Below are 23,838 nucleotides of genomic sequence, written 5' to 3'. Positions count from 1 at the left end.
TCACCGAAGCCCTTCTGCGATCTACAACTGATTGGACGCAAAGCTCTGGATTGATCGCCTTTAGCCTGCATTCATCTGCCTAAGTTTGGTAACGAATTCCTGTGGCCTTAGCCAGATACCGGGCGTCTTATATCCCATTGAACGGGCAATGTCCGCGACGAATGCATTGCAGTTGTAAACCGACGCCTGCCAGAATTTCGATTTGGCCTTGAGCTGCCTGATAAAGGCGACTGTTTTGTTGTACTCGGCCTCCGTCAGCATGACGCGCCAGCTTGCCGACCTGTATTCCTCCTCGAGGTCACCGTCGCTCGCTCCGGTTTCCGCGGGTACGGGCAGAAAATGTCCGATGACATAGGGTGTCGCGCTGGCGGTTGCCGGTGCAAGTCCGGCCACTTCGGGATTGATCATTCCGCCAGCCTTGTTCGTTCGTCCGAAAACGACGTAAGTGTGGCCGTAACTGAGGGCGTAGCGGGATCGAAATTCGATGAAGTAACCGCTTTCGCGGACCGCACCTGCGGTCACCGCCGGTGCGCTGCTGCTACTTGAGACGAAACGCGGTTGTGGCTTCTGATCTTCTGACTGGCAGCCAGCAATCGCAAATGCGAGCCCTGCCATCAGCATTAGTCGGCCTCTCAAAAGCGGCATCACTATGCGCTATCTCCTGAACTCCGATGAGCACACTTCTACTGGCCGGCAACGTCAAAGCTGATCCGGCCGGCTAGAATGATGTGGGAAGGACGTTCGTCCTTCCCACCCATCCGAAGTTCAAGTTACTTGTAGACAGGTGCCGGTTCGGCGGCTACCGGCGGCGGCGACTTGCCTTTGCCTTTGCCAATAGTATCGCAGCCGCTAAGGCCCACGACGGAAAGCAAGGTAACGATTACGATTAGGTTTCTGCTCATCAAGACATCCTCTCCTTAGAATGGAATCGGTTTATCGAAGGCAACGCTTATATTAATAGGGCGTTCTACGCTTACGCCTAGTGCAAAAAGAACACATTTTGCATCGTCCGACATAAATGCGTGTTCAAATCACGAGAACCTTCGTTCCGACTGGAGTGCGGTTGTACAGATCGACGATATCTTCGTTCGTCAACCGGACGCAGCCGCTCGATACTGCCTGACCAATCGTCCAGGGTTCATTTGTTCCGTGCAGTCTGAACATGGAATCCTGCCCGCCCCGGTAGAGATACAGCGCAGCTGCTCCAAGTGGATTATGCGGCCCACCGCTGACGCCGCCGGCGTATTGTCGCAAGCGCGGTTTGCGCTCCATCATGCTTTCTGTCGGTCTCCAAGACGGCCACTCGGCCTTGCGGCCGATCGAGGCCGGTCCCTTGAGCGTACGCCCATCTTCTCCGACGGCAATGCCGTAGCGGATGGCCCGACCGCCGCCCTCGACGAGGTAGAGATAACGCTCGGATGTGTTGACGACGATTGTGCCAGGGGGTTCGTTTCCGTCATAACCGACACTTTTTCGTCGATATCGATACGACGGTCCTCCGCCGAAGGCAGAAAGGATCGTCCCGCCATATTGCTCCGCCGTTGATGTGCACCCAGATGCCGTTAATGCCAAGCTGCCGAGCAGAATCGCTCGGCGGGTAACGCCGCGACTGTCCATATCCACCTACTAGTAAATCGGTGAGCACTGCTTCGTCTTTAACACTCAAGTGGCCTTCGGCCAAGATGCTATGCTTGGTTCCGTGGTGGAGAACGCCCCGTAATACGGATGGATCAGGGTGATTGGACTTGGAGGGTCGCAGGGCGGCCTGACAAAACCCATGACATCCAACGAAACTTCTTGCAGCTTGTGTCTGTCTCTGGTCGATTAGAGTCGGGAACGAGGATGCATACAATGAAGCTTGGCTTCGCCACGAAAGTCGCACTTGTAACCGGAGGGGGCTCCGGAATAGGTGCAGCCATTTCTCGCCAACTCGGCGAGGAAGGGGCAACGGTAGCTGTGGCAGATGTCAATGCCGATGCCGCGCGTGAGGTGGCTGCAGAAATCTGTTCGTCCGGCGGCACGGCCTATCCCTTTGAGGTCGACGTCGCCGACCCTGCTGCGGTGGAGGAATTGGTCGCGTCCGTTGTCAAGACATGCGGAGGCCTGCATCTGGCGGTCAACAACGCAGGTGTCGACGGCGTGCGAAAAGTGACGGCGGATTATGCGATCGACGATTGGCAGAGGCTGATGAACGTCAACTTGAATGGCGTGTTCTACTGCATGAAGTACCAGATTACCGCGATGCTCGGGCAGGGCGGTGGCGCGATCGTCAACATGTCATCCATCCTCGGTTCGGTCGGCTTGCCGATGGCATCGGCGTATACCGCCGCAAAACACGGAATTGTCGGACTGACCAAGGTGGCCGCAATCGAATATGCGAGACGAGGCATCCGCATCAACGCGGTCGGCCCCGGCTGGATCGAAACGCCTTTGGTATCCGAACGATCCGATCTGACGAGCAACCGACGTTTGGAAGCGCTTCAGCCGATGGGCCGACGGGGCACACCGGACGAAGTTGCCGCGCTCGTCTGTTTTCTGCTGTCCGAACAGGCCAGCTTTATCTCCGGTAGCTACCACCTGGTCGATGGAGCCTATACCGCCCATTAGGCGCCAAACCGAGTCTCGGTTCGGGTGGTAATCATGCGACCGTCGCGCGGGCGGATCAAATTTCTCGGGCGAAAATCGGACCAGCTGCTCCGCGGCTGACGCTCCTGTTTTACATGTCCCATCATCGCCTGGCCCCGTTCGCCGAGGTCGGCGGCGGGCCTCGGTGGGAGCCACAAAGCCGCCGCTCAATGGTCAGCAAATTACCCTATCGCTGCCGCAACGGTCCCTTTCGAGGGCTTCATTGTCCGTGACGTTCCATATGCATCCCGTCTGAAGGAGCAATTGAGCGCGGCACTAAATCGCCGACGAACACGTCACAAAGGAATAGACATGAATATTCGACACACACTCGTTGCATCGCTGACCGCTGCTGTCTTCAGTGTTGCGGCCTTCGGCCCGGCCTTCGCGCTTGAAACTGCCCAGTCGCAAACGACACAGCCGAGCCAGGGTCAAGCTGACAACACGGGCGCAAACGCCGCCATCAGCGACCAGAAGATCGAGGCTTTTGCCGTGGCCTACCTCCAGGTCGACAAGGTGAGGCAGGAATACTCTGCAAAAATCGACGCAACGACGGACGCCGCAGCAAAGGAAAAGCTTGAGGCAGAAGCGAGCAAGGAGATGGTCGAGGCTGTGGAATCTTCTTCCGCTATTTCAGTTGAGGAGTATTCCTCCATCCTGTCGGCCGCACAGGACGACCCGGCTGTTGCCAAGAAAATCCAGGAAAAACTTCAAACCGGGGCGCCGGCTCAACAGTAAGCAGAGCGCGGCAACGCAGGCGGGCAGGGGCCACTGGCCCCTGGTCACCGCCGGAGGGCTAGCGCTGGATCCACTTCGCTCTTCCTGAATCCAGCTTGCCGCCGGATGGGCGTGTGCGTCAGATTCTCTTCTTCACTGGCATCGCTCAATGCTGATCCCAGCGAGTACGTGCGGGTCACTGCCGGCGCAATGCTGTTGACGCGGATCATTTCCGCGCCGAGGTCATTCGGCCCCAACCGCCCTGTCGCGACGAAATTCGGGCGGCTGACTTGTGTCCGCTGGAGCGAATCGCAGCTCAATGTCAGCGCGGCTTGACGTATTTGCCGGCAGTTCGGGCCTTGGTTCGCCAGGCACCGCGGGGTCGAGCAGGTCGCCCCGGACGAGGCACATTTCCAGAACCAGTGGGTCGCCTTGGTCATCAGTGCCGGCAAAATTGTTGGGATGAAGAAAGACGATTGAAAAATTCGTCATTCCCTCGACAAACCGAAGGATCCGATCTCGATGGAGGTCGACATCATGAAATTCGATTACGACGCAGGTAAAGCGGCTCGAATTCACCGCGATATCATCGAGGATTCTGTACTCGGATCCCTCGATATCGATTTTAAGGAAGATGTTGCTGCCAGAAAATTCCTTCAACAGGCTCGGGACGTTAACTTCCCCCGGCTGATCATAGCCAATCATGATCTGCCGGTGCTCCACGCCCGGCCGACGGAAGAACAAGCGATAATCCAGGTAGCGCCCCAACCTGCCCCAACGAAGGCGCAAGACCTGTTCGACATAGTACCGGAGCCAGAACTTCCAGGTGACAGAGTGGTCGAAGCAAACGACATCCGCATCTGCAAGCCGGCGAAACGCCTTCTCGAATTGCCAATCGTCGTTCAATCCCATGCTGATCAGGGTCTTGGAGGCAAGCACCGCGCGCTTGGGAACGACATAGCCTCCGTCACGCGGAGATCCGAGCCGGATCAGGCCACCGGCTTCAATCGGCTTCCATATTGCTGGCAGCATTTCGGGTCTCCTAATTCAACCCAGCAGTGCTAGCAGTATCGACTTTCCATCGCGTTAACCCGTTGGGTTCAACGGCCACGTCTGTCCGCTCATTTCGCGCTCAGATAGAAACGTGCGCCTGTTTCGATGTCAGCGCAAAGCGCCTGACAAAGAGGTGAGGCTGGCAATTCCGAAGCTCTCGTTTGTCTTAGGGCGATCGGTCAACTGGCCACTCGGAGCCGGTTTCGGATTGGTGAGCCGGTCACTTCGTTGGCGACTTTCTGAGCCTCCTCCCGCACGGCGATGGAGGACACAACGCCGTCTAGGTAGATCACGCCGCGTTCATGCGTCACGGAAATATCGGTTTCCGTCAGGTTGTCACAATAGGCAATAGCAGTGGTCACCGCCATTAAACCGGCAATATCATAGCGTTGCGACAGGGTGTGCGATGCGAATGTCAAGCCGAACATGGGCGGTTACTCCGGGCGTAGGTCAAATATCCGTTCATCTCCCGTTCATGTTCGCTGCCAAATGGCCGGGTGTCGACCCATCAGGCGAACACAATCGGCTCACGATATTTTTATCCGCGCCTCATTCGCCGGCCAGATCAGGCGCACGCTGGGCTTCGGTCTCGGTCGTTGGTAGTGGTGCATTTTTGCGCGTGCTTTTCGTTAATGCTTTGGCAACGATTGCAACCGCGAATGGCGCATCTTGTGCGCGGTCGAGACGCGCCACCTGACCCCTCCATGCTAAGGAAACAAGATGAAATCCAGTGTTATTGCTGCCTGCGCGATCCTATTGACCAGCTGCGCCGTTGCGCAGGCGCAGCCGGTGAAGCTCAACTCTTTCGGCGCCTGGGGCGTGTATTCGTATAAGAACGACGGCCGCGACACCTGCTACATACTTTCGATCCCAACGACGATGAATCCCGATCACGTCGACCATGGCGACAACTTCTTCCTTGTCGCGCCGTCGCCGCGTCCGAGCAGTGGATACGTGCCGCAAGCGATCATGGGCTACGACCTTGAACCCGGTTCGAACCTGACCGCCACAGTCGGTGACAAGGCTTTCACCTTGGCGCCGCAAGGCAGGGCCGCATGGAAGCGGCGGGAGGGCCGCGACGCCGAACTCGTTGCGGCGATGAAGGCGGGGGCGACGATGACGTTGAATGCACGCTCGCGGCGCGGCACGGAAACGAGCTACTCGTTCTCGCTGAAAGGCATGACGGCAGCGCTCAAGGGTGCCGCGCGCTGCGAACGATGAGCTGAGCACCTGATGACCTCGCTGATCGTCCAGATGTCCTGCGCGCTGCTGTCGTGGCTTGCGTTCGAGAACTGCGAAGGGAACCGGAAAAGCCTCGCGCCACCGGTCGCCGATGCAAGGAGCGTTGGGCGTGTCACCGGCCTTGCAATCCCCCGTTTCGTCTCCCTGAAGAGTGGTGCTGCCAGACTTCGGGTCGGGCCGTCCACGGACTATCCGATCATCTGGCTCTACGTCACACCCGGTCTGCCGCTCGAGGTCATGGAAGAGGCCGGAAATTGGCGAATGGTCCGCGATGCGGACGGGGCAACCGGCTGGATGTCTGCGGCGCTGCTCTCCGGTCAACGAATGGCCACCGTCGGCAACTGGTTGGAGACGAACGCAGCGCTGCGAACCGCGCCCGCGGCGGCGGCATCCGAACGTGCTCGGCTGCAAGGTGGTGTGCTCGTCAGGCTTGATCATTGCGACGGAACCTGGTGCGAAGTCACGGTCAGGCGACATGGTCTCGTCGGGTATGTCAGGCAAGTGGATTTATGGGGCGTCTATCGCAACGAGATCGTTGGCTAACCGTCAGCCTTCCTGCAGCGGTGTCGTTCATCCCCTCTGTCGACGGGAAGACAAACAGGGGCTGCACAAGCGTGCTTTTGCAGGGTGTTCGGCTATCCGGTGTACGTCGTCGAGTTGCGTCGGCGCACCTCGTTTGCCAAAAGAATAGAATTTTCAATGGACATCCGGAACTCTGCGTCGTAATAAAGGCAATCCTTCGCGCCTCGGCCGTCATCAGCCATTGTAGAAACGCAGTTTCTCCGCGCCAACCAACGCAGCACGTATCGTTATAATGATGGTCATCTGACGATTGCCGAGGATTGACTTGATCATGACCCGATCATCGGGGTCCATGTCTATGGAAATCGTTTCCTCAAGTGGTCTTTGCTTGAGGAATGTTGAAGATCACAAACAAGGAGAGTGCGTCAGCTATTGAGCAGGCGGCAAGTTTTTATGGCTTTTACGACTGAACATGAGAATGGCTCTTCCGAGAGGTCGCCAAAGATCCGGTTGAAGAACGTCTACAAGATTTTCGGAGACTATCCCGAAGATGGCCTGAAGCTTCTTCGCTCCGGCAAGGGCAAGGCAGACATTCACAGAGAAACCGGTTGCTCCATTGGGGTTAACAACGCCAGTTTCGATATCAAGACCGGCGAGATCTTTGTGATCATGGGCCTGTCCGGCTCCGGAAAATCCACGCTTCTGCGCTTGCTCAACAGATTGATTGAGCCGACGTCCGGATCGATCGAGATCGACGGCCAGGACATCACGACGATGTCGCGCAAGGCCCTGATCGAACTTCGCCGCCGGGACATAAGCATGGTGTTCCAGTCCTTCGCGCTTCTCCCAAATCGCAATGTTGTAAACAATGCCGCCTTCGGCTTGGAAGTGGCGGGCGTTGGGGAAGTCGAGCGCAAAGCCAAGGCCATGGCGGCGCTGAAAGCGGTCGGCCTCGAGGGCTATAGTGAAAGCCGCCCTGACGAGCTCTCAGGCGGCATGAAGCAGCGCGTCGGCCTTGCCCGGGCGTTGGCAAGTGAGCCGTCGATCCTGCTGATGGATGAGGCATTTTCTGCACTTGATCCGCTTATCCGCACAGAAATGCAGGACGAGCTTGTTCGGCTGCAATCCGAACGAAGCCGCACGATCGTCTTCGTCAGCCACGATCTCGACGAGGCGATGCGCATCGGCGACCGTATCTGCATCATGCAGAATGGAAATGTCGTTCAGGTCGGCACGCCTGACGAAATCGTCGGCAGTCCGGCCAACGACTACATCCGGTCGTTCTTCCGCAACGTCGACGTCTCCCAGGTTTTCAAGGCCGGCGACGTGGCCCGAAGGAATCAGATTACGATCATAGAGCGCCAGGGTGTTTCCGCTGCTGCCGCATTGGAGCAGATGAAGAGCCGCGACCGGGAATTTGCGATCATTGTCGGCCGCGACATGAAATACCATGGCATGGTCAGCCAGGCGTCGTTGATGGAGAAGATCCGTTCAAAGGCGGAGGACCCGTATCGTAAGGCGTTCCTTGCAGACGCGGCGCCCATCCTCGCCAGCGAGCAACTCTCTGGTGTTCTTGGCCAAGTGGCGGCGAGCGCGTGGCCGGTTCCCGTTGTTGACGACCAGCACCGCTATATCGGCGCCATCAGCAAGTCGGTTCTGCTCGAGACGCTCGACCGCGCCAACTGAAACTCCCAGCCAATCGGATAAATCCATGAGCTTCGACATCGGAGACGGCATCGATTCGGCCGTCAATTACATCCTCGACAATTTTTCACCCGCGCTCGATCTCACTGCCGCGTCGATCGGGTTCCTCACGGGCGGTTTGCAGAGCGGCCTCCTTTCAATTCCAATGCCGGTCGGCATCGCGATCTTCGCCCTTCTCGCCCTGTGGCGCGTCTCGTTCAGCTTCGCGGTTTTTGCGGGCCTGTCTCTCGCGCTGGTTGGACAAATGGGACTGTGGGCAGCGATGATGGAGACATTGTCTCTGGTCATTGCTTCGACGGTCATTGCGATGATCGTCGGCCTGCCGCTCGGCGTCGCCATGGCGCGCCGCGATTCCGTCGCGGCAGTCATCCGGCCGACACTCGATCTCATGCAGACAATGCCGGCCTTCGTCTACCTCATCCCGGAGGCAATGTTTTTCGGGCTTGGCGCGGTTCCCGGCACAATTGCGACCGTCATCTTTTCGATGCCGCCGGTCGTGCGCCTCACCAATCTCGGCATTCGGCAAGTGGACGTGGAATTCGTCGAGGCCGGCAATGCCTTTGGCTGTACGCCAACCCAGCTTCTCCTCAAGGTCCAGCTCCCCAATGCCATGCCATCGATCATGGCGGGCATCAATCAGACGATCATGCTGTCTCTCTCCATGGTGGTCATCGCCTCGATGATCGGTGCTGGCGGCCTCGGCAACACTGTGCTGACGGGTATTCAGCGGCTCGATGTCGGCACCGGCTTCGAAGGCGGTCTGGCCGTGGTCATCCTCGCGGTCATTCTCGACCGCCTTACCCAGAGCCTTGGAAAGAAGAGGGCCATCTGGCGACTGCCGTTTGTGAAACTCGCCGTGCGCGAACCCGAGGCAAAGACGGTTTGAGTGCCGTGCCCTCCGCGACGGGTCGTGCCCGTCCTCATCCGAAATGCATAGGAAGGATTGATATGTTCAAGATAATCGCAACCATCGGCCTTGCAGGCATGTTTGTTGCCGGCCCGGTCAGTGCGAGTTTCGCCGAGGAGGCAAAGCCCGTGAAAATCGGTTGGGCCGCATGGTCCGATGCGGAATTCGTCACCAAGCTCGCAGCAAAGATCATCAAGGACAAATTGGGGCGGGAAGTCGAACTCGTTCAGACCGACGTGGCGCCGCTCTATCAAGGCGTGAGCCGCGGCGATCTCGATGCGATGATGATGGCCTGGCTGCCGCAGACCCACGCCGATTACCACGGCAAGGTGAAAAACAAGGTCGAGACGCTGGGTACCGTCTATCAAGGCGCCAAGCTCGGCTGGGTCGTCCCGGCCTATATTCCCGAAAGTGAGCTCAACTCGATCGAGGATCTGCAGAAGCCTGAAATCAAGCAGAAGCTCGGCTCGACGGTCCAGGGCATCGATCCCGGAGCAGGCCTGACGCGCCTTTCTGAAAAGGCGCTCAAGGACTATGGGCTCGAGGGCTACAAGCTTCAGATCTCCAGCGAGGCCGGCATGCTGACCTCGGTCGACCGCGCCGTCAGGACCGAGAAATGGTTCGTGGCAACGTCGTGGAGTCCCCATTGGATGTTCGGCAAGTACGAGCTTCGCTACATCGCCGATCCGAAGAGTTCGCTTGGTGAGGCCGAGCATGTCGATGTGCTGGCACGCCAGGGGTTCAAGCAGGACAACCCGGATGTCGCAGCTTTCCTTTCCCGTATGAAACTGCCGATCGGTGACCTGGAAGCCGCGATGTTCGAGGCGCAGCAGACCTCGTACGATGCCGCGGTCGATAAATACATCGCAGATCATCCCGATCAGGTGAAGGTCTGGCTCGGAAACTAAGGCAACCGTCCGCTGAAGATCAGCCCGGCGTCTGCAAAAGGGCGCCGGGCGCACCACTGGCACCAGAATGGAAAGGGATACCGATGAACTTCAACAATTGGGAAAACATGGCCTGCCTACAGGAAGATACGATCGGCGGCCGCATGTCACTCGCGCGCGACGCGCTGAATGTCTCGGCGCAAAGCGCTGCCAAGATCGTTGGCGTGGAAACGAAAACGTGGTTCGATTGGGAAAATGATCGGGCCGCTCCATGCGCCAATCGCCTGGCGATGATCGCCGGCGTGTTGAGCGTCAGCCTCTCATGGCTGCTGACGGGCCGAGGATCGGGGCCACGCTGAAAAACGAACAGCGGACCCCTTTACCTCTGTCGATGAGGTCGCCGATCCGTCTTCTCGGTGCGTTCGTGCGTTTCGAAAACGCCCGATATAACACCTAAGCGGACGGCGAACCTCGGGTCTGGTCTACCGTCGAGCTGCCTCGATGATCTCCCGGGCCATGGTTTCGGCCACATCGTCGGTCGTGCGGCCTTCTTGCGCGGCCCGCTCGAAGATGCGCGTCAATGTCGTGGGGATCTGGCTGACGCGGGCCATCACGTCGTCGAGGCTGTAGCGGCCGCTTCCGATTTCCGCAGCGACATTGATGACGCCGCCGGCGTTGATCACGTAGTCAGGCGCATAGAGGATGTCTCGTTCCCGCAGACGTGCGCCGTCGGTGACCGTGGCAAGCTGATTGTTGGCGGCTCCGGCGACGATCTTGGCTTGCAGCAGCGGGATCGTGGCGGCAGACAGGACGCCACCAAGCGCACAGGGCGCGAATACCTCGACATCCGCAGCAATGATCTCCTGGCCCTCGACGACTGTCGCACCGAGTTCTTCGGCGGCGCGTTCGGTGCGTGCCGGGTCGAGATCGGAGACAATCAGCTTGGCGCCTTCGGCGTGAAGCCTTTTGGCGAGCCCCCAACCGACCGAACCCAGTCCCTGTATCGCGACGCGGATACCCTTCAGATCATCGCTGCCGGTGCGATGACGCAGCGCAGCCTTGAGGCCGAGGAAGGTGCCCAATGCCGTAAAGGGCGATGGATTGCCGCTGCCGCCGCGGGTCGTTCCGCTGACATTCGGCGTGCGCTCAGCGAGAAAATCCGCGTCCGCAAGCGTCATGCCGACGTCTTCTGCCGTGATGTATTGGCCCACGAGTGCGTTCAGCATCTCTGCGTAGGCTTCGAGCATCGCTGGCGACTTATCCCTTTTCGGGTCGGCGATGATGACTGCCTTGCCGCCGCCAAGCGCCAGACCGGCAATGGCCGATTTGAAGCTCATGCCGCGTGAAAGGCGCAGGGCGTCGGTAACGCCGGCCGCGAAAGTCACATGCGGCCAGATGCGCGTCCCTCCCAATGCCGGGCCGAGGACCGTTGTGTGAACAGCGACGATTGCCTCGAGGCCACGCTCGGTGTCGCGACCCAGCCAGACCTGTTCGTGACCGCCGAAGCCGGGCAAGGCTGCCGCTTCGGCGGTAATGTCGGTGACATCGAGGGTGGTCGCGCCGGTGACTTCACGGCGCAGGTTCAGCACGTTTTGCATTGGTTTTCCTCCCCAATGGTTGACGGCTTGAAGGGTAACCATTCTTGACGATTTTTGGTTTCGAAATGGGGCCTGTCGCTCGATCGTGCATTTCGCCGGAGCAAATCGCCGCGCAACAATCGTAAAGGACAGCCCCTTCTGCCACCGCGACCGTCCGCTCTGATCAGATGTTGTCGCGACGAGTTTCGGCGGCTTTGTTCTGCGCAACAGGCTTCACTACGGGGGCAACGGGCAGTTCGAAGGCAGCCCATTGAGCGGCTTCCACAGGTGTTTGCGCCGTCAGGTCGACGCCGGCGCGGGAATTGCGTTCGGCGCTGGTTTCAGCCTGCCGGTCAACACCAGGCTCACCGCAAGGAATGGAATGAGCATACCGAGGCCCAGGCGCATGTCGCTGTGTTCCGCAACCAGCCCGATCATTGGCGGTCCAATCAGAAAACCGAGAAGCGCCACGAAAGACAGGATGGCGACACTGGCTGCCGCCGGCCGGTCGTTCTGGTCGGCGGCGGCCGTGACCGCAAGCGGGAAGCCGACCGAGACGCCGAAGCCCATGGCCGCGAAGCCGACGAGAGCCACCCAGGCCGCAGGGCTCACCGCGACGAGGGCCAGCCCTGCGATGCTCGCAACGCCGCAGGCGCGGGCCACTGCAATCGGTCCATAGCTGGCCTTGAGGCGGTCGCCACCAAAGCGTCCTGCAGCAACCATAAACGCGAAGATCGAATAGCCGAAGCCGGCGCCAGCACCGGTTAGTCCGAAAACGTCGCGGAGGTAGACCGCCGACCAGTCCGCCACCGCACCTTCCGTCATTGTGATGCCGAAGACGAAGAAGCAGATGCCGAGCAAGGCGCGGCTTGGACCGCGGCGTCTTGCGCCAACGATGGGCGCATCGGGCTTTTCCGTGGCGTGAAGATCGGGCAGTGTCCTGGCTGCCAGCAGGCTGATGGGCAACATCACCGCCGCTGTCATGAACACCGCCCATTCAGGCGATATACCAATCGCCGCCAAACAGATGCCGACCAGGCTACCCGCCATGATGCCGAGGCTCCAGAAGCCATGGCAGGTGCTCATGATCAACTGGCCGGATCGCTTCTCGATTGCGTCGGCTTCGACGTTGAGGCCCAGTTCCAATGTCGCCAGCGCTACCCCGACGGCGGCGAGCGTTACGAAAAGAATCTCGATGCTTGGCGCCCATGTCGGCAGCCACACCAGGCCCAGGAACACCACAAATCCGTAGAGAATGGTGGCGCGGCCGCCGATCCGAGCAACGAACCGGCCAGCCAACGGCAGGGTGAGCAGGATGCCGGCGGGCATGCCCAGCAGTGCGATTGCCAGTTCCGCCGGTCCGAGGCCGAGCTTCTGTTGAATGTCGGGAATGCGCGGCAGCCAGGAGCCGAAAGCGATCGGCTGCAGGAAGAAGATCAGCATGATGAGCCGTTGACTGGTCATGCGCATTGCTCCTCGCGGTATCGTGCCGCCAATTTGCCCGTTTGTCCTTGCCCCGGCGACCCGGGTGCCGCGCGAGCGATTCTGAAAATAATTTTCAGAATTTCTGCGACAAGGCCGTGGGGCTGTCAATCGGGCGTTGCCGAGATGGCTCAGAATTCGATGTCCAAGATGCGCCAAACCCGATAGAAATTGCTGGTAGCGCACGTGACCTCCGTATGCGGCTTGTCGTGCGCTGTTCACCAGCTTTCGATAGGGCGGTGAAAAGAATGAACATGAACGCCTTGCGTTTGGTTCAATTGTCGCGAAGAGCACAATCAGCTGAGGAATGCGGCGGTTCGCGTGTCGGCCGTGAAAGGGCGCGGGCCGGGAATGACCTTATTCCCAACGGATCGGCGAGCGGCTTCAGCCTTTGTCGATTTCGGCTGCGGCGATCTCCGCGATTTGCAGGGTCGGCACGATATGCTGCACCTCGCCGTCCTCGATGTGCCATGCCGCTGAAAGGCCGGCCCAGGCGAGTATCCATTGCAACAGGCGTGTGCGCTCCAGTTGTGCGGCCTGAGCGACTAACGCCACCTGCCTTGCCAGACGGCCGGGAGCCGCGGCGATTGCATGGTCTGGATTGCAGAAGAGATTGGCGTAGTCGAACCCACGTTCACCCTTCAAACGTTTCGGATCGATGGCGAGCCAACCGCGATCCGCGAAATCGAGAATGTTGCCGTGGTGAATGTCGCCGTGAAGGGGGACGACATCGCGGGGGTCGGAAAGAAGGAGGCGCGCAGCCTTGGCGGACCGCTCCAACAGTTCACCCTCTGGCGCCGTTGTGAGCGCCTGAAAGCGCTCAGCGAGCGGGATAAGGCAAGGCTCTGGTGCCTTGCGTGGTTTGTGAAGGGCCGCAACGGCGTTGCAGATGATATGGCTCGCTTCGTCATCTGCGCCATTCGCTGCCATTTCCGCCAGCGAGCGGCCCCCGACCGCGCGCTCAAGCAGGATGGCATCGTCATCGTGCGCGAGCACGCGCGCAGCGCCGATCCCGTCCCACCATATCATGAGGCCAGCACCCCATTTCTCCTCCGGCACCGTCGCAATCTTCAGCATGGCAGGCGCGCCGCCGCAACGCACCGGAAGGAGACGGCTTGAATGCGTGACAATCGGATCCCCATCGGGCGTCAGCGCCCATCGTTCGATATAGGTCCTGAAGCCGTTGCCGTTGGCCATGGTCTTCGTCCTCGTGCGCAATGACCGCTATAGGCCACTTCGAACGAGGAACAAAGCTGCGCCCGCAAGGTCATTTCTTCTGCGCTGACGCATAGCGACGAGATGTTGAGATGAACCGTTTGGGATTTGTCGTCTCCGCTGATCTGCGTCTGGGGATCTCTTCTGACGAAGAACCGTATTTGATCGACCGCCAACCGAGTGTGATAAAGCGACAGTATAAAAATGAAATAAGTACAATCAGATAAGAAAACTTTTTGATATCTTGGTTTCGAAAGCGCTTCGGCGCATCCCGAACGGATTTTTCCCACTCCGGCAGAATGACGATCAATCATTTCTTTTGTCTACTATTTTAATAGACAATAGTCGGTGTCAGATCAGGGCTGAGCACCTGGCTTGAAACCGAGAGATGAAGGGACGGGCAGAATGGGCATTCTCGATAATAGAAAACTTCTGGCAGCCGGCGCGATAGCCGCCATGATATTTGGTGCATCGGCGGCGTTGGCGGCCGACGCTTTCGATCTCAGCCCCGAGCAGGCAAACAGGTTGCGGGTGGAAAAGAACGACAAGCGGATCGCAGAGGTCCCTGCAGACTTCAAATTTATCCAGGACGGCGCGCTGACAATCGGCATCAGCACCAGCGGCCATCTTCCGCTGCACGACTATGCATCCGACAGCAAGACGGTCATCGGTTATGACGTCGATCTGGCGCAAGCGATCGCCGACAGCCTCGGGCGCGATTTGCAGCTGGTTTCCGTCGCCTGGGCGGATTGGCCGCTTGGGTTGGTGTCCGGCAAGTTCGATGCAGTCATTTCCAACGTCACGGTGACGGAGGAGCGCAAGGAGAAGTTCGACTTTTCCACCTATCGCAAGGATGAGTTGGGCTTCTACGTCAAGGCCGACAGCAGCATCCAGGCGATCAAGACGCCGAAGGACATCGCCGGTCTGAAGGTTATTACCGATGCCGGAACCAATCAGGAAAAGATCCTGCTCGAATGGGACAGGCAAAACCTTGCCGCCGGCCTGTCGGCTATCGAGGTGCAGTATTACGACGATGATGCCGTGAAGGATCTTGCCGTTCAGTCCGGGCGGGCGGACGTGGTGTTCAGTGTCAACGCGACGCAGGCCTATTCCGCCGCAATCAATGGCAAGACCAAGCTTGTGGGCACCGTCAGTGGCGGTTGGCCGATCTCGGCCGAAATTGCCGTTACGACCCGCAAGGGCAGCGGCCTGGCCGAACCGTTGACCGGTGTCATCAATGATCTGATCGCAAGCGGTGATTATCGCAAGATCCTGGAGACCTGGAAACTGGGTCCCGAAGCGATCGAGAAGGCGCAGACCAACCCACCCGGCCTGCCGAAGAGCGGCTCGTGAATCGGTGATCGATGCAATCCCGAGCCGGCGCGAGGCAGCGCCGGCTTTTTGCATGCACGCCATCTGAGAACGCCGAGTCCCCTCGGCATTGAAGTGCAGGATTTCATGAACGACAACGACGACATCTCAAAGAAGTTCGCAATCAATACCAAGCTGCAGCGGGCGGGATACGATCCGTTCGACTACCACGGCTTCATCAACCCGCCGACGGTGCGTGCCTCAACGGTGCTCTTCCCGAACGCCAGGGCGATGGAGAGCCACGACCAGAAATACACTTATGGCACACGCGGGACGCCGACGACGGATGCTCTTTGCGAGGCCATCAACGAGCTTGAAGGGGCCGCCGGTACCTTGCTGGTGCCGTCGGGGCTTGCTGCCGTCACGCTCGCGTTCCTGGCGTTGCTGTCTCCGGGCGACCACGCGCTCATTGTCGATTCCGTCTACGGCAACGTTCGCCATTTCTGCGACACGATGCTTGCGCGGTTCGGCATCGAGGTCGAATACTACGATCCCGCCATTGGGGCCGCGATCGAGACCCTGTTCAAGCCGAACACCAGGCTCGTTCACCTCGAGGCGCCTGGCTCCAACACATTCGAGATGCAGGACGTGCCCGCGATCGCCACAGCCGCGCACCGCATCTCGGCCGTGGTGACGATGGACAATGCCTGGGCGACGCCGCTGTTCTTCAGGCCGCTCGACTTCGGCGTCGACGTCTCGATCCAGGCGGCAACCAAGTATCCGACGGGCAATTCGGACATCTTGATGGGGACGGTATCCGCCAATGCGCAATATTGGCCGCGCCTCAGGCATATGAACGGGGCACTCGGAATATGTGGCGCACCGGATGACGCCTACCAGGCGCTGCGCGGATTGCGCACCATGGGCGTGCGTCTCGAACGGCACCAGAAGAGTGCGCTTGAAGTCGCGCAGTGGCTCGAAACACGCGGCGATGTCGCCAGCGTCCTTTACCCCGCACTTGCGAGCTTTCCCGGCCACGACATCTGGAAGCGCGATTTCAAAGGCGCGAGCGGCGTCTTTTCCTTCGTGCTGAAAGTCACACGGACAGATGAGTTCAAGGCGAGAGCCCAGGCTTTCCTCGATGGCTTGTCACTGTTCGGGCTTGGCTATTCCTGGGGCGGGTTTGCGAGCCTCGCGCTTCATGTCGAACTCGCGGATCGGCGTATCCTGACCGCGCCTACGGAAGGGCCGGTGCTGCGGCTTCACATCGGCCTCGAAGACGTTGGGGACTTAAAGGCCGATCTTGAACGTGCTTTCGCGGCTGCCGCTGCAATCTGAGACGCCGCCGCAGGTGCCCGTTCAAACGTTTTCTCCCTGACCCTGCGGTCGATCAGGGCAGGGGGATGGCGCCGGTGACATGGGGCACTTCATAGCCGCGCTTGACGGCGGCGCGAAGCGCAAGCCGCAGATACCAAGACCGGACATTCGGATAATCAGCAAGATTGATCTTGTGCCGTGCAAAGCGCGAGACCCAGGGCCAGGTCGCCATGTCGGCAATCGAGTAGTCATCGACCAGATAGTCGCGGCCCTCAAGTCTGGCATCGAGCGTTTCGTATAGCCGTTGCGTGTCCCTCCGGAAGATCTCTTCGGCAAAGGGCGCCATGCCGGGGTTGTAGGTCAGGAAATTGTGGGCGTGGCCGAGCGTCGGGGCAAAACTGGCCGCCTGCCACATCGACCATTCGATCGTTTGGTGCCGTGCAGCGCCGCTCGGTGGAAGGAAGCGACCGGTCTTTTCTGCGAGATAGAAGAGGATGGCGCCGGACTCCTTCAGAGTGATGCCAGTCGCATGGTCGATGATCGCCGGTATCTTGCCGCCCGGATTGATCGCCAGATAATCCGGTGAGAATTGCGCGCCGCTCGTAATGTCGACAGCATGCGCGCGGTAGTCCAGGCCGAATTCTTCGAGGGCGATTGCGACCTTCAGCCCGTTCGGCGTGATCCAGGTGTAAAAATCGATCATCTGGCGCTCAATCAAACATCAGTTCGTCGACCGGCAACTTCGCCATGCCGAAGCGGCCGGTAACATCATCCAGCCCGTCGAACATCTTGCGCAACGCAAGAACGATCGTTTCCACGCGGGGATCGACGACCCTGTAGACAATAGCCTTGCCGTCGCGCCGCCCTTCGATGACACCTGCCTCGCGCAACTCTGCGAGCTGTTGCGACAGCGTCGGCTGGCGGATACCGAGCTCGGCTTCCAGCGCCGAGACCGAGGCTTGCGCCTCCATGAGATAGCAAACGATTGCCAGGCGATTGGCGTTTGCCATCAATTTCAACAACTCGCTGGCCTCGCCAACGCTGCGACAGACCTTAGTCGGTGCCGGTTTCGTCATGATTGCCTCTCTCGCTTCACAAAAAAGTAAAGTGAGATTCGGTGGATTTCAATGCGCAGACCGGGATGAAACGTACCTGCGGCAGAACATTTTAATGTCGGTAGATTTTATAGATTAAATATCTCGCACTGCTGCCGGCAATGGCACGACCTTTCTCGCATTCAGTTTATAAAAAAGTAGATTGATCGTATTGGCACTGCAAGACTTCGATTGGAATGGTCATGAGGATTGGCGTTCACCCCAACAACCTGCATTTGCGTTTGGCACGTCTGTGGCCAGGCGCGTTTGCTGAACTCGATCCGGTATTCGTTCCTTACGGCGAGGGGCGGGATACCGCCGCGCTGATCGAACAAGGCGTCATCGATTTTGGCGGTACCGGATCGACGCCGCCACTTGAAGCTGATGCGCGTGGCCTTGGTGTCGAATACATCGCCGCCTCAGCTCCGCGTCCTTCCAATGGCGCCATCTTCGTTCGCGAGGCGAGCGACATTTCATCCGTCGCCGATCTTGTTGGTCGCCGGATTTCGTTGATCGACGGATCCTTTCACACCTATCTGCTCGCGCGCAGTCTGGAAGGAAAGGGCCTTGTTCTGTCCGACGTCGAGCGGATCGAGAGTGGCACCCGGGATTCGCTGACGGAGTTGCTGGAGGGGCGTGTCGATGCCTGGGTGGCAATGTCACCGCGGCTGGAAAAGGCTATCGGGCGACCCGATCTGCGGCTGCTTGTACGCTGCGGCGCGGCGATCCCGAACCGCTCCTTGTTCTGGACACTGCGGCGAACCGGGCTTTCCGCCGGCGAACGCGCTGCCATCGCCATGGAGCTCAACCGTATCGGCAGGGAGATTGCCGACGACCCGAAGACGGCAGCACGCCTGCTCGCTGCGGATGACCGCACGGCGACGGATGCCGATGTTTGGGAGCGAGTCGTACGCTCGCGCGATTTTGCGGTCGGCCCGATCGATGGCGCCGTTCTCGCCGAACAGCAGGAGGAAGCCGACACGCTCCACCGTCATGGGCATTTCCATCATTCCATAACGGTCGGCCAACCCTTGAAGACAGCATATTGAGGACCTTAACGTGAACGTATTCTGGTATATGTGCGCGCCCGACGGCGCTTATCCTTGGCAGCCGGAGGGTTCCCGCAAGGTCGATTACGGCTACTACAAGCAACTGGCGCAAGCCTATGACCATCTTGGCTATACCGGCGCTCTGTTTGCAACTGGCGCTCACGACGTCTGGGTGCTGGCGAGCGCGCTGCTCTCCCACACCGAACGTCTGCGTTTCCTGGTCGCGATCCATCCCGGGCTGGTCGCTCCAACGCTGCTTGCCAAGATGGCCGCCACCTTCCAGGAGTTTTCGCGCGATCGCCTGTTGATCAACGTGGTCTCCGGCGACGCCAAGATGCTCGGCGCCTACGGGATGATGCTGCCGCATGACGAGCGTTACGATATGGCGGATGAGTATCTGCAGCTCTGGCACAGACTGTTTTCCGGAGAAAGCGTCACCCACAAGGGCAAGTATTTTTCGACCGAAGGCGCCAAGCTCGCGCTACCCGTCAGCGAAACGATCGCCCCTCCGCCGCTGTGGTTCGGCGGCTCATCCGACAAGGCGATCGATGTCGCGGCCAAGCATGTCGATACCTATCTGTCCTGGGGCGAGACGCCGGAGCAGATCCGGCACAAGATCGAGACGGTGAGGGTCCGTGCCGCCCAATACGGGCGTGAACTCCAGTATGGCATTCGCCTCTACGTCATCGTGCGTGACACCGATGAGCAAGCCTGGGAGGCGGCAGCCGATCTTTACGCGCGCATGGACGACACCGCGATTGCCGCCAACCAACGGTTTGTCGGCAAAAGCGATTCCGTCGGTCAGCAACGCATGACGGCAATGCATGGTGGCCTCAAACCGGATAATCTGCGCGATCTTGAAGTCGCCCCCAATCTCTGGGCGGGCATCGGGTTGGTCAGACCGGGACCGGGCACGGCGATCGTCGGCTCACCGGATACCGTCCTTCGCACGCTCGAAGCCTATCAGCAGGCCGGCGTGGAGACGTTCATCCTGTCAGGCATGCCACTCCTCGAAGAGGCGTACCGCTTCGGCGAAAAGGTCCTGCCGCGCCTTGATGTTCAGCGGGATGTTGCCCCGGTCCGCAACTTCACCTGGTCCACCCTGTTTGACCGCGATCTGTCCACCGTGAAGAGCGCTTGAGCCTCTCGTCAAAAGGTATGTTTGCGTGGCCATTACCGAAATCCACTCGCCCGAAACGGCCTCCATTGGGCGCCTGCTGGCGCAGCGCACCCTGAGGGGGATAGAAGCGAGCCTGGGCATCGCGGCCGCATCGGTGCTCGCCATCCTGCTTGCCGTCGTTCTTTCGAGCGTCTGCATGCGCTACTTCTTCAACACCGGCCTTGTTGGCGCTGAGGACCTGGGCATCTGGCTGCATGTCGCGCTGATTGCGATCGGCGCACCGTTGAGCCTCAACAGCGCGCTGGCCATGCGCCTGGACGTCTTTGCCAAGATGCTGCCGTCGCGGCTCTATCCGGCAACGCAAGTTGGAGCGGACGCCTTTACGGTCGTCACTGCGCTGGTGCTGGCATTCGGCGGCCATGAGATCATGAGCATGCTCGGCGGTGTCTCGCCCACGCTGGGCGTGCCGGAATGGTTTCGGTTCGGCTTTCTCGGTGGCGGCGGCTTGCTGATCTTCCTTGTGTTGATCCTGCAGCGGGTCGGCGAAGGGAGAGGCGTACAGGGTCTGCTTTCCCTCGTGATCGGCGCTGCGATTTATTCGGTGATTCCGCATGTCGCGATCGAGGTCGACTGGCCTCCAAGCATCGTGCTCGGCCTCGTCGCGGCCTTTGGGCTGGTGCTGGCGGCACCCCCTCCGCATGCGTTTCTTGCGGCCGCCTATGTCGCCATCGCCTTTGGCAGCAGCCTGCCCGAACCCGCGATCGTATCGTCGACGGTAACAGGGATCTCGAAGTTTCTGCTTCTGGCGATACCGTTTTTCCTGCTGGCGGGCGGCTTGCTGACCGCATCGGGCGTCGCCAACCAGCTCGTGCGTTTTGCGGCTTCTATCGTCGGGCATCGTCGCGCGGGCCTTGCCCAGACCACGCTTCTCACAAGCGTGCTCTTCTCTGGCGCTTCGGGCTCTTCCGTTGCCAACGCTGCCTTCGGTGCCTCGACATTCCAGCCGGAGCTCGTCAAGCACGGCTATCCGCCGGCACAGGCCGCAGCCATTATCGCGTCCACGTCGGTGCTCGACAATGTCATCCCGCCATCGATCGCGTTCCTGATTCTGGCGACCGCAACCAACCTCTCGGTCGGCTCCCTGCTTGTCGGCGGCTTCTTCGCCGGTGGCCTGATGGCGATCTGCCTTGCGGTTGCGATCCACCTGACCGTGCGCGAACAGGTGCCGCAAGCCCGTGCGACCAGCGCGCAACGCTGGCAATCGGCCAGACAGGCCATTCCCGCCTTCGGCCTCGGCATCATCGTCGTTCTCGGCATTCGCTTTGGCATCGTCACCACGACGGAAGCTGCGGCACTGGCTGCGCTCTACACGCTGTTCCTCGGCTTTGCCGCACGACTTGGCCTTCGGTCGTTCTATGCAACGTTCCGCCAGGCCGCGACCGAAGCAGCCGCGATCGGCCTGTTGATCGGAACAGCCGGCCCCTTTGCCTTCCTCCTTGCGGTCGATGATGTCGCCGGCTTGGTGTCCGACCTGACGCTGCTGCTCGGCGGCAGCGCGCTCGCTGTGCTCCTGCTGTCGAACGTCATTCTTCTGGTCGTTGGCCTGGTGCTCGATATCGGTGCAGCGATCCTGCTTTTCGGGCCGATCCTCCTGCCGGCGGCGGTCGCAGCCGGCATCGATCCGATCCACTTTGGCGTCATCATCGTCGTCAACCTGATGATCCATGGGCTGACGCCGCCGCTCGGCATGCTGATCTTCGTCGTCAGCGGCGTCACGGCAATACCGGCCCCCGCACTCTTCAAGGCGGTGGTTCCGTATCTCTGCGCTCTTCTTGTCTCCCTCGCGATCCTTTGCGCCTGGGCAATTGTTTTCTAACCAACAGGATCTTCGTCATGAACGCTTTCAACAGACGTGCCTTCCTAAAGACGACTGCCCTTGCCGGAGCCGCTCTGGCCACACCCGCGGTCCTGCGTCCGGCCCATGCCCGGACAACGGCCATCACGATCGCTTCGCTCTTCGGCGACGACAAGCCCGAGACGAAGATCTGGCTGAAGATCAGCGAGCTGGTCGAAGCCAAGCTGCCCGGACAGTTCCGCTTCAACATCGTCAAGAGCGGCGCGCTCGGCGGCGAAAAGGAAGTCGCCGAGGGTGTTCGCCTCGGTTCGGTTCAGGCAAGCCTGTCGACGGTGTCTTCGCTGTCCGGCTGGGCGCCGGAACTGCAACTGCTCGACCTGCCGTTTCTCTTTCGCGATGCCGATCATGTCCGCAAGACGGTCGACGGCGAGATAGGCGGCGAGCTCAAGCAGAAATTGCTGTCTCAGAATTTCGTGGTCGCCGACTTCATCAACTACGGTGCCCGCCATCTGCTGACCAAGGAGCCGGTGACAAAGCCCGAGCAGCTTCAGGGCAAGCGAATCCGGGTCATTCAAAGCCCGCTTCACACCAAGCTCTGGAGCGCCTTCGGCACAACGCCGATCGGCATTCCGATCACTGAGACCTACAACGCACTTGCAACTGGCGTCGCCGACGCCATGGACCTCACCAAGTCGGCCTATGCAGGCTTCAAGCTCTATGAGGTGGTGCCTTATCTGACCGAAACCGGCCATATCTGGGCATCCGGCGTCGTCTATTACTCCTCCGATTTCTGGAGCCGCCTCAACGACGAACAGAAGTCCGTTTTTGAACAGGCGTCGAGGGAGGGGGCTGCCTATTTCAACCAGTTGATTGTCGAAGACGAAGCAAAATCGATCGAGCTTGCCATTCAGAACGGCGGAAAAGTCCTGAAGCCGGAGGCACTGGAGGAGTGGCAGAAAGGCGCGCACGGCGTTTGGGACGAGTTTGCTCCAATCGTCGGAGGCATCGACAAGATCAAGTCCGTGCAGGCGCTTTCCTGATCTGGTCGCATAGCCGGTTAGGGTGGAAGTCTGTGATGCTGCTCACAGCAATAGCCTGCTCACACGAGCAGGCTATCCGGCCGCATTACCGATCTCCCGAGGGATGCGTTTGCCAGCAACGGAAAGCGCTGTCACAAACTTTCACCGAAGAAACTTCATTGCGGTTTAATTCTATGTATTGAATAGGTTTCTAGGTGCTTTTCCGGAGTTCTGCCATGTCTCTCGCCAGCCTCGCAATGTATGCCAGCCCGCCGCCAGTTGCGGAGGCGACGCGGCTTTTCTGGCGTGCGCTGAGCGAGCGCATCCGTGCCTACGGGCTCGAGGCACCGGAAGTGCTTGACGAGGATATTCTTTACAACGAGGCGTGGATGCGTCCGGACCTGCTGTTCGGTCAGACCTGCGGATATCCCTATGTCCAGCATCTGCGCGGCAAGGTGCAACTGGTCGCGTCGCCCGTCTATCGGCTTCCGGGGTGTGACGGTCCGTTCAAATGCAGTTTCATCGTCGTCAATGCTCAGTCGACGGCGACGTCGATCGAGGATCTGAGGGGCGGGCGCGCGGCAATCAACGAGCCCGGCAGCAATTCCGGATATAACCTGTTTCGGGCTTTCGTGGCGCCACATGCTGTCGATGGCCGGTTCTTCTCAAGCGTGCTGGAGACCGGCGGCCACGGAGCAAGCATGGATGCTGTGTCGCGTGGGGCGGCGGATGTGGCGGCGATCGACTGCGTGACTTTCGGCAACACCCTGCGCTTCGATCCCGATCGCGTGGCCGGTTTGCGCATCCTGGCGGAAACGGCCAAGGGGCCGGGCCTGCCTTTCATCACAGCCATGTCGATGCCGGCAGAGAACCTGGTGATCCTGCGCCAGGCCCTGTCGGAAACGATAGCCGACCCGGCGTTTGCCGATGTCTGCGACACGCTCTCGCTGCAGGGCATCAGCCTGCTTGGCGATAACGACTACGAGATGCTGGCGGATTTCGATCGCGATGCCGCACGCCAAGGCTACGCCGTGATCGGCTGAGGCAGGGCGGATCGTTTCGCTGATGGCGGGACGGGTTCCACCGGGCGCGCCGACAGACTTTGCGAAACCCGTTTCCAACAGGGGCACCCCGTTTAAGCC

Annotated in this window: 26 protein-coding genes; 15 read left to right on the top strand and 11 right to left on the bottom strand. The window is 59.8% G+C overall.

Annotation, left to right across the window (positions count from 1 at the left end; translation table 11 throughout):
• Window positions 1-60: 60 nt before the first annotated feature.
• The 3 genes from AC1Q80_RS27930 to AC1Q80_RS27920 all read right to left on the bottom strand — a co-directional run bounded on the left by AC1Q80_RS27930 (window position 61) and on the right by AC1Q80_RS27920 (window position 1,617).
• The gene (locus AC1Q80_RS27930) at window positions 61-645 is read right to left on the bottom strand and encodes a hypothetical protein (protein ID WP_492362581.1); all 585 of its coding nucleotides are present in this window, start codon (window positions 643-645) and stop codon (window positions 61-63) included.
• Window positions 646-770: 125 nt separating this feature from the next.
• Window positions 771-902, bottom strand: a complete 132-nt coding sequence (locus AC1Q80_RS27925; protein WP_173422005.1) for an ABC transporter — start codon at window positions 900-902, stop codon at window positions 771-773.
• Window positions 903-1,026: 124 nt separating this feature from the next.
• Entirely contained in the window at window positions 1,027-1,617 is a 591-nt protein-coding gene (locus tag AC1Q80_RS27920) for a L,D-transpeptidase (RefSeq protein ID WP_173422006.1), read from the bottom strand.
• Between the two features lie 234 nt (window positions 1,618-1,851).
• Between AC1Q80_RS27920 and AC1Q80_RS27915 the strand changes: the two genes are divergently transcribed.
• Both AC1Q80_RS27915 and AC1Q80_RS27910 read left to right on the top strand, forming a co-directional pair.
• The gene (locus AC1Q80_RS27915) at window positions 1,852-2,607 is read left to right on the top strand and encodes an SDR family NAD(P)-dependent oxidoreductase (protein WP_492362554.1); all 756 of its coding nucleotides are present in this window, start codon (window positions 1,852-1,854) and stop codon (window positions 2,605-2,607) included.
• Window positions 2,608-2,937: 330 nt separating this feature from the next.
• Window positions 2,938-3,363, top strand: a complete 426-nt coding sequence (locus AC1Q80_RS27910; RefSeq protein WP_173422007.1) for a DUF4168 domain-containing protein — start codon at window positions 2,938-2,940, stop codon at window positions 3,361-3,363.
• A 222-nt stretch (window positions 3,364-3,585) separates the two neighbouring features.
• On the opposite strand, the gene AC1Q80_RS27905 is transcribed toward AC1Q80_RS27910, so the two are convergent.
• The 3 genes from AC1Q80_RS27905 to AC1Q80_RS27895 form a co-directional block, all read right to left on the bottom strand.
• Complete coding sequence (locus AC1Q80_RS27905) at window positions 3,586-4,374, bottom strand: FkbM family methyltransferase (RefSeq protein WP_492362553.1); 789 nt, start codon at window positions 4,372-4,374, stop codon at window positions 3,586-3,588.
• Window positions 4,375-4,574: 200 nt separating this feature from the next.
• Window positions 4,575-4,823 (bottom strand): BON domain-containing protein, encoded by a 249-nt coding sequence (locus AC1Q80_RS27900; protein ID WP_173422009.1) that lies wholly within the window; start codon window positions 4,821-4,823, stop codon window positions 4,575-4,577.
• 121 nt (window positions 4,824-4,944) lie between these two features.
• Window positions 4,945-5,088, bottom strand: a complete 144-nt coding sequence (locus tag AC1Q80_RS27895) for a hypothetical protein (protein ID WP_173422010.1) — start codon at window positions 5,086-5,088, stop codon at window positions 4,945-4,947.
• A gap of 27 nt (window positions 5,089-5,115) precedes the next feature.
• On the opposite strand from AC1Q80_RS27895, the gene AC1Q80_RS27890 reads away from it, so the two are divergent.
• The 6 genes from AC1Q80_RS27890 (at window position 5,116) to AC1Q80_RS27865 (ending at window position 10,016) form a co-directional block, all read left to right on the top strand.
• On the top strand, window positions 5,116-5,616 hold the full coding sequence (locus tag AC1Q80_RS27890) for an invasion associated locus B family protein (protein ID WP_492362552.1): 501 nt from the start codon (window positions 5,116-5,118) through the stop codon (window positions 5,614-5,616).
• 12 nt (window positions 5,617-5,628) lie between these two features.
• A complete protein-coding gene (locus AC1Q80_RS27885) occupies window positions 5,629-6,180 on the top strand; it encodes an SH3 domain-containing protein (RefSeq protein ID WP_492362551.1) in 552 nt (183 codons plus the stop codon).
• A gap of 432 nt (window positions 6,181-6,612) precedes the next feature.
• Window positions 6,613-7,845, top strand: coding sequence for a glycine betaine/L-proline ABC transporter ATP-binding protein ProV (proV, locus tag AC1Q80_RS27880; protein WP_492362550.1), 1,233 nt, complete (start codon window positions 6,613-6,615; stop codon window positions 7,843-7,845).
• 25 nt (window positions 7,846-7,870) lie between these two features.
• Window positions 7,871-8,749, top strand: a complete 879-nt coding sequence (locus AC1Q80_RS27875) for an ABC transporter permease (RefSeq protein WP_492362549.1) — start codon at window positions 7,871-7,873, stop codon at window positions 8,747-8,749.
• Between the two features lie 62 nt (window positions 8,750-8,811).
• Window positions 8,812-9,678, top strand: a complete 867-nt coding sequence (locus AC1Q80_RS27870; protein WP_492362548.1) for a glycine betaine ABC transporter substrate-binding protein — start codon at window positions 8,812-8,814, stop codon at window positions 9,676-9,678.
• Between the two features lie 83 nt (window positions 9,679-9,761).
• Window positions 9,762-10,016: a helix-turn-helix domain-containing protein gene (locus tag AC1Q80_RS27865; protein ID WP_492362547.1), complete on the top strand. Its 255-nt coding sequence runs from the start codon at window positions 9,762-9,764 to the stop codon at window positions 10,014-10,016.
• Between the two features lie 123 nt (window positions 10,017-10,139).
• On the opposite strand, the gene AC1Q80_RS27860 is transcribed toward AC1Q80_RS27865, so the two are convergent.
• From AC1Q80_RS27860 to AC1Q80_RS27850, 3 genes are all read right to left on the bottom strand, one after another.
• Window positions 10,140-11,255: a Glu/Leu/Phe/Val family dehydrogenase gene (locus tag AC1Q80_RS27860; RefSeq protein WP_492362546.1), complete on the bottom strand. Its 1,116-nt coding sequence runs from the start codon at window positions 11,253-11,255 to the stop codon at window positions 10,140-10,142.
• A gap of 279 nt (window positions 11,256-11,534) precedes the next feature.
• Window positions 11,535-13,010 (bottom strand): MFS transporter, encoded by a 1,476-nt coding sequence (locus AC1Q80_RS27855; RefSeq protein ID WP_492362545.1) that lies wholly within the window; start codon window positions 13,008-13,010, stop codon window positions 11,535-11,537.
• A gap of 90 nt (window positions 13,011-13,100) precedes the next feature.
• The gene (locus tag AC1Q80_RS27850) at window positions 13,101-13,913 is read right to left on the bottom strand and encodes an aminoglycoside phosphotransferase family protein (protein WP_492362544.1); all 813 of its coding nucleotides are present in this window, start codon (window positions 13,911-13,913) and stop codon (window positions 13,101-13,103) included.
• 423 nt (window positions 13,914-14,336) lie between these two features.
• Here AC1Q80_RS27850 and AC1Q80_RS27845 point away from each other — a divergent pair, with 423 nt between their 5' ends.
• Both AC1Q80_RS27845 and AC1Q80_RS27840 read left to right on the top strand, forming a co-directional pair.
• Window positions 14,337-15,284 (top strand): ABC transporter substrate-binding protein, encoded by a 948-nt coding sequence (locus tag AC1Q80_RS27845; protein ID WP_492362543.1) that lies wholly within the window; start codon window positions 14,337-14,339, stop codon window positions 15,282-15,284.
• A 105-nt stretch (window positions 15,285-15,389) separates the two neighbouring features.
• Window positions 15,390-16,580: a cystathionine beta-lyase gene (locus tag AC1Q80_RS27840; RefSeq protein WP_492362542.1), complete on the top strand. Its 1,191-nt coding sequence runs from the start codon at window positions 15,390-15,392 to the stop codon at window positions 16,578-16,580.
• Between the two features lie 52 nt (window positions 16,581-16,632).
• Here AC1Q80_RS27840 and AC1Q80_RS27835 read toward each other — a convergent pair whose 3' ends face one another.
• Together AC1Q80_RS27835 and AC1Q80_RS27830 are read right to left on the bottom strand one after the other, a co-directional pair.
• Window positions 16,633-17,262: a glutathione S-transferase family protein gene (locus AC1Q80_RS27835; RefSeq protein ID WP_209789891.1), complete on the bottom strand. Its 630-nt coding sequence runs from the start codon at window positions 17,260-17,262 to the stop codon at window positions 16,633-16,635.
• 7 nt (window positions 17,263-17,269) lie between these two features.
• Window positions 17,270-17,635: an ArsR/SmtB family transcription factor gene (locus AC1Q80_RS27830; RefSeq protein ID WP_209789890.1), complete on the bottom strand. Its 366-nt coding sequence runs from the start codon at window positions 17,633-17,635 to the stop codon at window positions 17,270-17,272.
• 221 nt (window positions 17,636-17,856) lie between these two features.
• Here AC1Q80_RS27830 and AC1Q80_RS27825 point away from each other — a divergent pair, with 221 nt between their 5' ends.
• From AC1Q80_RS27825 to AC1Q80_RS27805, 5 genes are all read left to right on the top strand, one after another.
• Window positions 17,857-18,702 carry an ABC transporter substrate-binding protein gene (locus AC1Q80_RS27825; protein ID WP_209789889.1) on the top strand — a complete coding sequence of 282 codons (846 nt, stop codon included), beginning with the start codon at window positions 17,857-17,859 and terminating at the stop codon, window positions 18,700-18,702.
• Between the two features lie 10 nt (window positions 18,703-18,712).
• Window positions 18,713-19,843 carry an LLM class flavin-dependent oxidoreductase gene (locus AC1Q80_RS27820; RefSeq protein ID WP_492362541.1) on the top strand — a complete coding sequence of 377 codons (1,131 nt, stop codon included), beginning with the start codon at window positions 18,713-18,715 and terminating at the stop codon, window positions 19,841-19,843.
• 25 nt (window positions 19,844-19,868) lie between these two features.
• Window positions 19,869-21,698: a TRAP transporter large permease gene (locus AC1Q80_RS27815; protein WP_492362540.1), complete on the top strand. Its 1,830-nt coding sequence runs from the start codon at window positions 19,869-19,871 to the stop codon at window positions 21,696-21,698.
• 17 nt (window positions 21,699-21,715) lie between these two features.
• A complete protein-coding gene (locus tag AC1Q80_RS27810) occupies window positions 21,716-22,717 on the top strand; it encodes a TRAP transporter substrate-binding protein (RefSeq protein ID WP_492362539.1) in 1,002 nt (333 codons plus the stop codon).
• Between the two features lie 215 nt (window positions 22,718-22,932).
• A complete protein-coding gene (locus AC1Q80_RS27805) occupies window positions 22,933-23,739 on the top strand; it encodes a phosphate/phosphite/phosphonate ABC transporter substrate-binding protein (RefSeq protein WP_492362538.1) in 807 nt (268 codons plus the stop codon).
• The last annotated feature ends 99 nt before the right edge of the window (window positions 23,740-23,838 follow it).

The organism is Ensifer sp. GW823-FHT05D09, assembly GCF_058795755.1.
This window is presented reverse-complemented; position numbering and strand designations above follow the sequence as displayed.